Source organism: Bradyrhizobium sp. (genome assembly GCF_049519115.1).
GTDB lineage: Bacteria > Pseudomonadota > Alphaproteobacteria > Rhizobiales > Xanthobacteraceae > Bradyrhizobium.
On the sequence record NZ_JBEKRB010000102.1, the window covers coordinates 1 to 11,616 of the forward strand.

Genomic DNA, 11,616 nt, shown 5'->3' on the forward strand with positions numbered 1-11,616 from the left:
CACACCACGCCGGCCGCCTGCAGTTCTTTGGCAACCACGCCCACCTCGCCGGCAAGGCCGCGTTCAAGGCCTGGCTCGCGCCGCTGCATCGGAACAAGTGGTTCGTCTATAGCAAGCGGCCGCTGATGCGATCGAGCGTCGAACCGCGCGCCGAGCAGCCGTCAAACACGGAACGAACCGGCGATTGGGCCGCCGAGCGCAAAGCAAGCAAAGCCATTCCGTAAGCGGGACGCTGTGAAGCGCGCGGTTTTCTGCAGAGCCAAGATGGCGCTAGCTATCTGCTAGCTAGGCCATTTTGTTCTGGTTCAGTGATTTTGGTAAGTACTTGGTTTCGTTGGCGCGCCATTCAGAACAAAACTACGAACTCTTATGTAATTGAAATTACAATATAATTTCAGACCTCCTTCAGAGGGGGACAATGTGGGTTGCGCACGCCAGTGGATGGAACCCGATTTTGCTGTCGCCCGACGGCAAATGTATTACGCTGCTGCACGGACCTGCAATTTCAGCGGAAGCCCTTCGGCAAGAGACCCCATGTGCGCAGTGAGCGATTCAGCCGAGCTTTTCAGGCATGTGAGTGCCGAGAAGTCCGACTTTTATCGCTGCATCATGGACGTGTTTGCCACGGCTAAACGGCAGTACCGCTTGCAGCTGAGGCCTGACGAAGTCCAGGCCGAGGCCCGATGGTCCAGCATGCTGCCGCGGATCGAGGACGTCAACGCTGCGCTCGCCCAGTTGACCACATGGGGCAATCTGGAATCGCATCCCGACACGGCGCGGGTTTCGAGCCTCGGCGACTTCTACCGCGCCCGCTTTCTGTATCGCCTCTCGCACGGCGGCGAGGCTGTCGAAGCGTCGCTGGCGCAGTTCGTCCAGACGCTGCAACGGCGTGCCGAACTGCAAACAGTGGCGCTTGAAGACATTGCGAACCGGCTGCAGGCGCTGCGAACGCTGGCTGGCGAGGTCGCGGCCGATGTCGCAAAGGTCCACGAAACGCTCCGTGATCTGGTGCGCGTCTTTGAAAGCCTGGCTGACAATGCACAGGCCTTTATGGTCGGCGTTGCCCGCAGCATCGCGCTGCAGCAGGCCGAAGCGACGGCAGTGGCGACTTACAAGCGCCAGCTGATCGACTATCTGGAGCGGTTCATCGGCGATCTGGTGCGCCGCTCCGACACCATCGCCGGCCACATCCTGGCCTTGGAGCCACATATCGACGCATTGCTGCAACAGGTCGCGGCACGCGAAGCACGCGATTCCGCCCCCGGCAATGCAGCGGATCGCGCCGAGGCGCAGACCTTTTACCGAAATGCCTGGCGCGAACGCTGGATTGGTTTGCATGGCTGGTTCTTCCGGAGCGGCCATGAGCCTTCGCAAGCCGAGTTACTAAGGGCGAGAGCACGGTCGGCGATCCCGCAACTGCTCGGCGCCATCGCCGCGATCAACGAACGCCGCAGCGGCCGCAGCGATCGCTCCGCCGATTTTCGCGTCCTCGCCGGCTGGTTTGCGGCCTGCCAGACCGACGGCGACGCGCACCGGCTGGGGCGCGCTGCATTCGCGCTCAATCAGGCACGGCATTTCGCGCTGAATACCGACGCGGATGCCGACCTGCCGGCGAGCACACGCTGGGCCGATGCGCCGCCACTCCAGATTCATCCCCGCTTGCGTGAATACGGCGAGGCCGCGCCGCGCGGGCCGATGGCGCGCATCCGCGACCGCGCCGAAGCGCGCGCGCGGCTGGCGCTCGAACTCGCCGAAGAGTCGCTACAGGTCGAAGCCGCGCGCCGGCGGCTCGCGACCGGTCAACCCATCCGGCTTTCCGATCTCCGCGAACTCGACGCGCATGCCTTCGGTCTTTTTCTCGGGCTGCTCAGCGAAGCGCTGACCGAACAGGCCGGGCCGGACGCCGCCGTGGCGCGGCAGACCGGCGACGGATTGCTGCAGATAAGCCTGACGCCGCTTGCGGCCGGGAGCCGGGCCGAGATCCATACGCCACATGGCGTGTTTTCCGGGCGCGACCACCTCATCACGATCACGTCGACGCAGGACATCCGATGACTGATCTTGCCGGGGACAGTCGCAGGATCGGCCAGCAACAACGGCTGCACCAGCGCGAGGAATTGCGGAGCGCGGTGCGCGCGCTGTTGATGACGCCGCTGATGACCCCGGCCGACGACGATTTTCCCGCGGTCCGTCGCCAGGCCGATGCGTTGCGCGACTGGTTCGCCCGCGAAACCGGCTGGCCGCTCCACATCGAACAAGAGGGGGCGCGGCTCTACAAACGGCCGGCGGACCTCTCCGCCAGCATGCGCGGCCTGCCTGGTTATGACCGGCGCCGTTATGTGCTGCTTTGCCTGGCCTGCGCCGTGCTTGAGCGCGCCGAGCCGCAGATCACGCTGCGCCTGCTCGGCGAACGTTTGTTGCAGTTCGCCGCCGAGCCGACGCTGGCCGCGCTCGGCTTCGCGTTCACGCTGGGAAGCCATCACGAGCGCCGCGAACTGGTGGCTGTCTGCCGCACGCTGCTGGAGATCGGCGTCCTGCAGCGCGTCGTTGGCGACGAAGATGCCTTTGTCCACGGCGCAGGCGAGCAGGCCGACGCGCTCTACGACGTGCAGCGTCGCACCCTTGCCGGCATGCTGGCGGCCGTGCGTGGTCCATCGACCTGGCGACCGGATGACGCCCCTGCCACGCTCGACGCGCGCCTGCAGGCCCTGGTCAGCGAGCATGTGTCGGACAGCGATGAGGGTCGCCGGACCGCGCTCCGCCATCATCTCGCGCGGCGCCTTCTCGACGACCCGGTGATCTATATCGACACGCTGGACGACGAGGCCCGTGTTTACTTCATGAACCAACGTGGCCCGATGTCTCATCGTCTTTGCGACGCTGCAGGGCTCGTTGCGGAGCACCGCGCCGAAGGGCTAGCACTGGTTGATGAGACCGGCGTGCTGACCGATGTGGCCATGCCCGCCGAGGGCACCGATGCTCACGCTACGCTGCTGGTTGCAGAATTCCTCGCCAGCGGGCTCAGGCAACCGAAGACGGATGACATCGAGGCATCGTCAATCGGCTACTCGGACCAGGACGTCATTGCCTTCCTGCGCGACGCCAAAAACCGATATGGCCGATACTGGCGCAAGTCGGCGCGGGAAGTTGGCGCCGAGCGCGAACTTGCAGCGATCGCGATCGAGCGATTGGAGAAGCTGCAGCTCGTCGCGAGAAACGCGGACAGGATCCAACCGCTGCCGGCGATCGCCCGCTTCGGGCTCGGCGAGGCCGACATTCTCAACCTCCGTGATACGGACCGCATGCCGGCAGCGGCCGCCGGCCAACCCGGTTTCGCATGAACGATCGTCCGGCTTCGTTTACGGCCTTGACGGAGCGCCCGGCGCTGCCGGTCCCCGCACAGCTCCGCTGGCAACCGCTGCGGCTCGGGCTGGTGGAGATGTTTCACTATGACAGCGAAGAATTCTGGTTCCGCGACGGGCACCTGCTGCTGCGCGGTAATAACGGCACCGGCAAATCGAAAGTGCTGTCACTGACGCTTCCGTTCCTGTTTGATGCGCAACTCAAATCGTCGCGCATCGAGCCCGATGGCGACAACAGCAAGAAGATGTCCTGGAACTTGCTGATGAACAGCTATGACCGCCGAACCGGCTATGCCTGGATCGAGTTCGGCCGTCGCGGCGACGATGGCACGCTGCACTACCTCACGCTCGGTGCCGGGCTCTCCGCTGTCGCGGCGCGGCCGCAGGTCGATAGCTGGTTCTTCATCCTGGAAGATGCCGACAACGCGCCGCGCATCAATCAGGACTTCCGGTTGATGAGCGAGCAACGCGTGGTCCTGACCCGCGAGCGGCTGCGCGAGGCGCTCGACGGCCGTGGCCAGATCTTCGACACCGCCGCCGGCTATCGCCGCGCCGTCGATGAAAGGCTGTTTCATCTGGGCGTCAGACGCTATGACGCGCTGATGAATACGCTGATCCAGTTGCGCCAGCCACAACTGTCGAAAAAGCCGGATGAAGCGGCGCTGTCGAACGCCCTCACCGAGGCGCTGCCGCCGCTGGCGCAGGAACTGCTCGGCGATGTCGCCGAAGCGCTAGGCCAGTTGGAAGACGATCGCCGTCAATTGGAGGACTATCAGGCGCTGGCAAAGGCCGTGGATCGCTTCGATCAGCGCTATCGTATCTATGCGGGAACCCAGAGCCGGCGACAGGCCCGCATACTGCGCCAGGCGCAGACGGAATTCGACAATGCGAGCCGATCGCGCGGGGAAGCACAGGCCCGGCTTGAAACGGCCGAGGCGGACGAAGCAGGCGCTAAAATCGCCCATGACGCGGCAGAAGTCACGCTCAAGCGCGAACGCGCCCGGCTCGATACCCTCCAATCGGGCGCCGGGATGCATGATGCGAACCGCCTGGAATCCGCGGAGAACGATGCCGCCGCCCGCCAGCGGGCATTCGGAATCGCGGTCGATGCGGTCGCCGGGGCGCGTCGGCGATTGGACCGCGGTATCGAGGAAAAGGAAGCCGCCGCGCGGCGCGTGGCAGCGACCGAACGTCAGATCGCCGAGCTGCGCCGGACATGTATCCCCGATGCCGAAGCCGCGGGGGTTGCGAGCCTCCATTTGGAACATCCGTTCGCCGCCCTGGACGCTGCGACCCTCGGCGAGTGGACGCCGGCCGCCTTTGAAAGCGCGCGCTCCGGGCTGGGCTCTGTGGTCTCCGAACGGCGCGACCATATCGCGACGCTGCGCAGGCGCGATGCTGAGGTGGCCGTAGCCGAAACCCTCCATGCGCAGCGCCAGACGAGGCACGACGAAGCGCGGGAGACGGCCGAAGCTGCAGCGGATCGGCGCGAACAAGCCGATGCCGATGTGGAGCGCGAAGGGCAAACCCTGGTTCAGTCCTGGCAGAACTGCTTTGCCGGTTTGAAGCAGTTGCCGATCGGCTCGGATGACGGATTCGCCGCGCTTGCAGCGCTGGCTGAATGGGTCGTGGCGCTGGATGGTGATAACCCGGCACGCCAGCGCTTGCAGGTCGCGCAACAGCAGGCCAGCGAGCGTTTGGCGGCGGCGCGCGTGGCGCTGGAGGGCCAGCAGCAGGCCCTGCAGGCCGAGCGCACCGCGCTCGACGACGAACGCCTTCGCCTTGAAGGCGGCCTCGATACCATGCCGCCGCAACCTCACACCCGCGCGGAAAATGTCCGGAACGGCCGCGACGGGGCTCCGCTCTGGCAACTGGTGGATTTTCGCGCGGCCATCACCATGCGGCAACGGGCCGGACTTGAAGCTGCGCTCGAAGCCGCCGGCCTGCTCGATTCCTGGATCTCGCCCGATGGCCGTATGCAGTCCCGCGATGGCGGCGCCCCGCTGTTCGATGCGCAGATGCTGGCGCGGCAGTCGCAATCGTCGTCGCTCGCCGACTGGCTGCAGGCCAACGTGCCGCCCGACAGCATGGTTCCCGCCACCGTCGTCGGGCAACTGTTGTCCGGCATCGCCTGTGCCGATGAGGACCCGGTCGACAGCGAAACCTGGATCGCGGCGGACGGCCGCTTCCGGCTCGGCGCGCTCGCCGGCGCATGGAGCAAGCCGGAAGCTGTCTATATCGGCTATGCGGCCCGCGCCGCCGCCCGCGCACGGCGGTTGGCCGAAATTGCCGCCCGGCTGGCGCAGCTGGCCGATGCACTTGCAGCCGTGCGAGAGGGAGCCGATCAACTCGGCAAAGATCAGAATCAGGCCGCTGAAGAATGGCGGTTAGCTCCGTCGGACGAAAGCTTGCGCAAATCCCATCTGGCGGCGGCTGCCGCCGCACGCGAAGCGGATATCGCCCGGCAGCGCTGGGGCGAAGCCGCTGTGCAGCGCGATGCGAGCGAGCAGGCTTTGCAGGCGGCGCGGCAGCGGCGCACAGCCGACGCCACCGACCTGCGCCTGCCTGCATTGCCGAGCGACCTCGCGGGCGTCGAGGCGGCACTGGGCAGCTATCAGAATGCGCAGATTGAGCTGACGCAGGCGATCCGCGAGGCGCGACAGGCCTTCCCCAACCTGAGAAAAGAACATCTGCGCGAAAGCGAAGCGCGTGACGATTTGACGGCGCAGGAAGAACGCTGCGCCGTGGCCCGGATCGAGGCCGAACAAGCGTCCAGCCGGTTCGAGGTGCTGCGCGACACCATCGGCGCAGAGGTCGAGGAATTGCGGCGGCAACTGGTCGAAGCCCGGGCCGCCGTCGAAGCTGGCGATACCGGCCTCGCTCTGGCTCGCGGCACCCTGATCAAATCCGGCCAGGCGCGCGCGGTCGCGCAGGAACAAGCCAGCAATGCGAACGCGCATTTCGAAAGATGCAGCGACGCACGCGCCGAAGCCATTTCGAAGTTTCAACAGTTCACGAGCACCGGCCTGCTCGCCGCAGCGCTTCCGCAGCTTGAAGTGCCCGATATGGGTGCGGTCTGGACGATCGATCCCGCCCTCACCCTCGCGCGCCGCGCCGAGCAGGAGCTGTCGTCGCTGGATGACAAGGAAGAGACCTGGGCACGCGTGCAAAAGGAGATCAGCCAGGAATTGACCGAGCTGCAAACAACCCTCAGCGCGCTCGGCCACCGCGCCCAGTCCGAGCACAATGACTGGGGATTGATCGCCCACATCATCTACCAGAACAGACCCGAACGTCCGGATCGTCTCGCCGCGCGGCTGATCGAGGAGATCGCACAGCGCAGCGAATTGCTCACCGCACAGGAACGCACTGTTCTGGAGAACCATTTGCAGGCCGAAATCGCATCGGAGGTGCAAAGGCTTTTGCAGGCCGCCGAGAACCGGCGCGACGCCATCAACAAGGAACTGCACAGCCGTCCGACCTCCACCGGTGTCCGCTACCGATTGCTATGGCAGCCTTTGGGCGAAGACGAAGGCGCCCCGGTCGGCCTCGATGCGGCGCGAAAACGCCTGCTGAATACCAGCGCAGATCTGTGGTCGGCCGAAGATCGGCGGGTGGTGGGCGCGATGCTGCAGCAGCGCATCGCCGCTGAACGGGAACGCACCGCTTCAGGCGTCGGGACGGAGGCTGGCGCCGCCTTGATCGACCAACTGACGCGCGCGCTAGACTATCGCCGCTGGCACCGCTTTCGCGTCGAGCGCTGGCAGGACGGGCACTGGCGCAAGCTTTCCGGCCCGGCTTCTAGCGGCGAGCGTGCGCTCGGTCTCACCGTGCCGCTGTTCGCCGCGATCGCGAGTTTCTACAGCCAGGGCAGCTACAAGCTGGCACCGCGCCTGATGCTGCTCGACGAAGCATTCGCCGGCATCGACGACGCCGCGCGCGCCCACTGCATGGGACTCATCCGCGAGTTCGACCTTGACTTCGTGATTACCAGCGAACGCGAATGGGCCTGCTATGCCGAGTTACCCGGCGTCGCCATCTGTCAATTGCAACGCCGCGAAGGCATCGACGCGGTTTTCGTCTCGCGCTGGACTTGGGACGGCCGTGCCAAGACGCGTGAAGACGACCCCGATCGCAGGTTCGCATCGGCATGAGCGCGGCGATCGACCCGCGGCTGCAGCGCCTGCTCGGCGACGATCGATTTGACTCGCTGCGCAAGCGCCTGCGCCGGCGCTTCGAACGAGCACCGCTCGATGCCCCGTTCGGAGGCTTCCGCATCGATCAACTCACCGTGGACGAACACGCTGCGCTGGCATCCTTGCTGGGCCGCCCGGGCCGCTACGCGGGTTCCCTGCAAGTCGATGTCGGCCGTATCGACCTCGCACTCAGGAATGCCGGCATCGCGGTTTCGCTGCGCGACGCACTCGAACAACTCGACGGCCCGATCGCGCATCTCGCCACGACGCGTTTGGCCTTACAAACGATGTGGTCCGATGTACTGGAGAACAGGACGCACGACGCATTGATCGAATTGCTCCAAACGCCGGCGGGCATGGGATTACTCAAGCGGCTCACGCGGCAGAACCCAACTGAAGCGCTCCAGCTCTGCCGCCGTGTCGAAGCCGTATTGCAGCGCCTGCCCGCGAGCGGCATGACACGTTCGCAACTGGCCGCCGATGCGCTGGGCGATCCGCATGGGCTTGACGGGGGACAGCCGGCAGCCACTCTGGTGCTAACTATCTGGCGTCAGTTGATCGCGCGGTTGGACGGCAAGGATGATGTTCTTGATCAAACAGAAGACAAAGATCTGAAGCTGGCCGGTCGCGTCGAGCGCGACCGCGACGTTTGGGCAAGGGCCGGCGTGCTCGTCAATGAATTGGCGCGACCAGCATTATTCCTGAATCTGCCTGTCCGCGGCACGGCGGCCCGTGATCGTCCGCCCGGAGAGCCTGCCTACGCCTCGCTGCGATCGCTGCTACGCTCTCCGCCGCCTTGGGACGTCGCGGATCGCAAGGTCTATATCTGCGAAAATCCTAATCTTGTCGCCATCGCTGCGGATCACTGGGGCGCCGGCTGTGAACCGCTGGTCTGCACGGATGGCATGCCGGCTGCCGCGCAGCGATGTCTTTTATCGCAGCTGGCCAATGCACGAGCGCAGCTTTGCTATCACGGCGATTTCGATTGGCCGGGTGTAACAATCGGCAACCACGTGATGCGCGAGCACGGCGCACAATCCTGGCGCTTTGAGGCGGCCGACTACGCGACCGCCGCCGAAGCCGCATCGGATATGGCCCAGACCCTGACGGGAAAGGCCGTTCGCGCCAACTGGGACGACGCGTTGATGGCGGCGATGCAGCGTTATCGTCTCTCGATCGCTGAAGAAGCTCTTGCATCTTCACTGCTGGAAGACCTCGGGCCCGCGCGATAACCGGTTCGTGGCTTTATTCTGAATGGTGGCAATTTGGCGCACCCGACACGATTCGAACGTGTGACCTTTGCCTTCGGAGGGCGACTTTTTATATTTGCGCCTGTTTGATCGAATTTGAAATGTTGCGAGAAGTGCGCATTTTACAGGTGTTTCTATATGGATGGCTTTGCTTCGTTTTGCTAGAATCTGCGCGACATTGCTAGCTATTTGCTAGCTAGGGAGCGACGGAAAATGGATAGCAAGCGCCGCATTGGCCTACGTGAAATTGCCGGATTAGCACCAGACACAACAATTTGGGATTTAGAGGTTACAGGATTTGGAGCCCGCCGACAAAAGTCCGAAGCGGTCAGTTACGTCATCTTTTACCGGACAGCGGAAGGTCGACAGCGCGTTTTCACGCTTGGCAGGCATGGCTCGCCTTGGACACCTGTTGGTTGCCCGGAAAGAAGCGAAGCGTATTCTCGGCGCGGTCGCTAACGGTGCCGATCCAGCAGAGGATAAGCAATCGAAGCGGCATGCAGAAACCGTTTCTCAGTTGTGCGATCTGTACCTTGCTGACGCAAAAGCTGGCCGGATTTTGAGTAAACGCAAGCAACCGAAAAAAGCCGGCACGCTTTTGACGGACGAGAGCCGAATAGAAAGTCACATTAAACCCCTTCTCGGGAAGCATCAGTCAAGTCGGTAACGCGTTCCGATATCGAAGCGTTCATGTATTCGATAGCAGAGGGGAAAACGGCCAAAAAGTCTCGAACCGAAAAAACGCGCGGTCTTTCAAATGTTCGGGGCGGAAAGGGCGCCGCCACTCGTACGGTTGGACTATTGGGAGCGATCTTCTCCTATGCATTGCGTCGAGGAATGAGAAGCGACAACCCCGTTCGCGGCGTCGAGCGATTTGCGGATAATCAACGACTACGACGCTTAAGAGATGAAGAATATCTGCTAATCGGAAAAGCCCATAGCCGGGCGATTCAAGAGAACTTGTGGCCGCCTTTAATCTCCGCCGCACAGTTTCTAATGGTAACAGGCTGGCGTATGGGCGAGGTGGTCGGTGTGAACACTCCACCGCCTAAAGGCGGTGGCTTCGGTTGACGGCTGGAAGCCGGATTGATCGACCCTTCGGGTCGATTTTCTCAGACAACCTTGAAATTGTCATCCGGCTCTTCCGGCTTTTGATCTTCGATGTACTTCTTCCAGACTTCATCGGTAACATTGCCGCTGGTCGCCACCCAATATCCACGCGACCACAGATGCTGACCCCAATAGCGCTTCCTCAGCGACTGATACTCCGACAGAAGCTTGTGGGAACTCTTTCCCTTGAGGTATTGCACCGCACGAGACACCGACAGCTGCGGAGGGATCGAGAGCAGCAGGTGAATATGGTCACGATTTATCGCCCCGGCGTGGATCGACATCTCGTGGCTCCGGCTGATTTCCCGCAACAGTTCCCTTGCACGCAGCCCGACATCCCCAACCAGAACCGGGTATCGATATTTGGTCACCCATACGATATGATATTTGCAATCCCATATCGTGTGACTGCCGGATTTCGCCGTCTGCATAATAGGAGGATGCTACCGCATCCCGTCGCCTGAAGGCGAGGGGTTTACGGATCCCAGAAAAGGGACTCTAAAATGGGAAGAAGTTGATCTAACCAGGCGAACTGCCTTTCTTGGTGACACCAAAACAGGCCAATCGGTGAGGCCTCTGTCGCGAGCGGCTTGCGACATACTGTGTGAGCAAACCACTAAAAGCGGACTGGTTTTCCCTGCAGCGCGAGGTTTGGGTCCGATGACCGGGTTTGCGAGGGTGTGGGGTCGTCTCGTGCAGCTTGAAGGGTTGCCGAAAGATGTAACACCTCATGTTCTACGCCATTCATTCGCGTCTCTTGCACACGACTTGGCCCATTCCGAGCCGACTATCGCGTGCCTACTGGGCCACAAGGGCAGATCGATCACATCGCGGTATATCCACTCCGCAGATGCATTTCTGCTGGCCGCAGCCGATACCATCGCTGATCGCACGATTTCCCTAATGAATATGGCGCCGACGTCCGAAGTAATCGAACTTAGACAGGCGTTCTCGGCCGCTTAGCCGAAGAACACCATGAAGCTTTTGGTGATCGCCTAGAGAGCTTCGCGGAGCGGATCATCGCGGCGGACTTCATCAACCGGGAGGCGGAGGATGATGCCGAACAGATCGACCGAAACCTTCCTGGGCCGGCTGGCTTTCTTGCGACCGGTCAATGGTTACGCGACGCGTACTCGGAACTGCGGTTTGAAGAGATAGAGGCGCTCGGCGAAGGTGATCGCGTGGCCGTCAAAGTGACGATGACGGGGGTACACACCGGAGGATTTCAGGGTGTAGCCCCCACAGGCAAGCGATTTAGGCAAGGTCAAATCCATCTATTTCGGCTGCGCGCGGTTAAGATCGTTGAGCACCTGGCGCAGCGTGACGACCTCGGGCTCTTGCTGCAAATGGAATGGCGCCGATAGCCTCGATGTGTCGGCAACATAGACGACAGTCAACAACCAAGGGATCGGGTCGTTTGGCCTTTTGTTAGGAGCGACGGCTTTACCGCGCTGGCCCTGACGCTTTTTACGCAACTCCAACTCTACGCGATGCACAGAACCTGTGCTGGTGGCGGTCGCGCGACCAGGGTTGCGAGCCGCCGCAGGTTCTGAGCGATGGTGGCCAGAACAAACTCATCCTGGGCGCCTCGTGGACCACGCCGTCGAAGTCGGCTGAGCTTCAGGGTGCGCTTCAGGTGCGCAAACCGCATCTCGATCTTCTTGCGCTCACGTCGCAACGTCTCGAAGCTTCAGGCTT

10 protein-coding genes and 2 pseudogenes are annotated in these 11,616 nt (G+C 62.8%); 8 read left to right on the plus strand and 4 right to left on the minus strand.

The annotated features are described in order from the left end of the window. From ABSE61_RS34380 to ABSE61_RS34400, 5 genes and pseudogenes are all read left to right on the plus strand, one after another. Window positions 1-224, plus strand: a pseudogene (locus tag ABSE61_RS34380) (hypothetical protein); the annotation flags it as partial. 310 nt (window positions 225-534) lie between these two features. Further along, the gene (locus tag ABSE61_RS34385; RefSeq protein ID WP_423875638.1) at window positions 535-2,055 is read left to right on the plus strand and encodes a TIGR02677 family protein; all 1,521 of its coding nucleotides are present in this window, start codon (window positions 535-537) and stop codon (window positions 2,053-2,055) included. Further along, on the plus strand, window positions 2,052-3,341 hold the full coding sequence (locus ABSE61_RS34390) for a TIGR02678 family protein (protein WP_423875639.1): 1,290 nt from the start codon (window positions 2,052-2,054) through the stop codon (window positions 3,339-3,341). Before ABSE61_RS34385 ends, ABSE61_RS34390 begins: the two co-directional genes overlap by 4 nt. Continuing rightward, the gene (locus tag ABSE61_RS34395) at window positions 3,338-7,516 is read left to right on the plus strand and encodes a TIGR02680 family protein (RefSeq protein WP_423875640.1); all 4,179 of its coding nucleotides are present in this window, start codon (window positions 3,338-3,340) and stop codon (window positions 7,514-7,516) included. The genes ABSE61_RS34390 and ABSE61_RS34395 overlap by 4 nt, the downstream gene beginning before the upstream one ends. Further along, window positions 7,513-8,790: a TIGR02679 family protein gene (locus ABSE61_RS34400; RefSeq protein ID WP_423875641.1), complete on the plus strand. Its 1,278-nt coding sequence runs from the start codon at window positions 7,513-7,515 to the stop codon at window positions 8,788-8,790. Before ABSE61_RS34395 ends, ABSE61_RS34400 begins: the two co-directional genes overlap by 4 nt. Before the next feature lie 394 nt (window positions 8,791-9,184). Here ABSE61_RS34400 and ABSE61_RS34405 read toward each other — a convergent pair whose 3' ends face one another. Further along, window positions 9,185-9,460 (minus strand): hypothetical protein, encoded by a 276-nt coding sequence (locus ABSE61_RS34405; protein WP_423875642.1) that lies wholly within the window; start codon window positions 9,458-9,460, stop codon window positions 9,185-9,187. 38 nt (window positions 9,461-9,498) lie between these two features. Between ABSE61_RS34405 and ABSE61_RS34410 the strand changes: the two genes are divergently transcribed. Next, window positions 9,499-9,879, plus strand: coding sequence for a hypothetical protein (locus ABSE61_RS34410; protein ID WP_423875643.1), 381 nt, complete (start codon window positions 9,499-9,501; stop codon window positions 9,877-9,879). Between the two features lie 41 nt (window positions 9,880-9,920). Here ABSE61_RS34410 and tnpA read toward each other — a convergent pair whose 3' ends face one another. Next, a complete protein-coding gene (gene tnpA / locus ABSE61_RS34415) occupies window positions 9,921-10,349 on the minus strand; it encodes an IS200/IS605 family transposase (RefSeq protein WP_423875644.1) in 429 nt (142 codons plus the stop codon). 19 nt (window positions 10,350-10,368) lie between these two features. On the opposite strand from tnpA, the gene ABSE61_RS34420 reads away from it, so the two are divergent. Both ABSE61_RS34420 and ABSE61_RS34425 read left to right on the plus strand, forming a co-directional pair. Further along, the gene (locus ABSE61_RS34420) at window positions 10,369-10,881 is read left to right on the plus strand and encodes a site-specific integrase (RefSeq protein WP_423875646.1); all 513 of its coding nucleotides are present in this window, start codon (window positions 10,369-10,371) and stop codon (window positions 10,879-10,881) included. A 56-nt stretch (window positions 10,882-10,937) separates the two neighbouring features. Next, window positions 10,938-11,282: an ester cyclase gene (locus ABSE61_RS34425; protein WP_423875647.1), complete on the plus strand. Its 345-nt coding sequence runs from the start codon at window positions 10,938-10,940 to the stop codon at window positions 11,280-11,282. Here ABSE61_RS34425 and ABSE61_RS34430 read toward each other — a convergent pair. Beyond that, window positions 11,193-11,393 carry a hypothetical protein gene (locus ABSE61_RS34430; protein ID WP_423875645.1) on the minus strand — a complete coding sequence of 67 codons (201 nt, stop codon included), beginning with the start codon at window positions 11,391-11,393 and terminating at the stop codon, window positions 11,193-11,195. The genes ABSE61_RS34425 and ABSE61_RS34430 overlap by 90 nt on opposite strands. Before the next feature lie 8 nt (window positions 11,394-11,401). Next, window positions 11,402-11,593, minus strand: a pseudogene (locus ABSE61_RS34435) (transposase); the annotation flags it as partial. Window positions 11,594-11,616 lie beyond the last annotated feature (23 nt).

Bases quoted from the DNA above. Each gene is read 5' to 3' on its own strand.
- ABSE61_RS34385 (WP_423875638.1), top strand. From the start codon at position 535: ATGTGCGCAGTGAGCGATTCAGCCGAGCTTTTCAGGCATGTGAGTGCC.
- ABSE61_RS34390 (WP_423875639.1), top strand. From the start codon at position 2,052: ATGACTGATCTTGCCGGGGACAGTCGCAGGATCGGCCAGCAACAACGG.
- ABSE61_RS34395 (WP_423875640.1), top strand. From the start codon at position 3,338: ATGAACGATCGTCCGGCTTCGTTTACGGCCTTGACGGAGCGCCCGGCG.
- ABSE61_RS34400 (WP_423875641.1), top strand. From the start codon at position 7,513: ATGAGCGCGGCGATCGACCCGCGGCTGCAGCGCCTGCTCGGCGACGAT.
- ABSE61_RS34405 (WP_423875642.1), bottom strand. From the start codon at position 9,460: ATGCTTCCCGAGAAGGGGTTTAATGTGACTTTCTATTCGGCTCTCGTC.
- ABSE61_RS34410 (WP_423875643.1), top strand. From the start codon at position 9,499: ATGTATTCGATAGCAGAGGGGAAAACGGCCAAAAAGTCTCGAACCGAA.
- tnpA (WP_423875644.1), bottom strand. From the start codon at position 10,349: ATGCAGACGGCGAAATCCGGCAGTCACACGATATGGGATTGCAAATAT.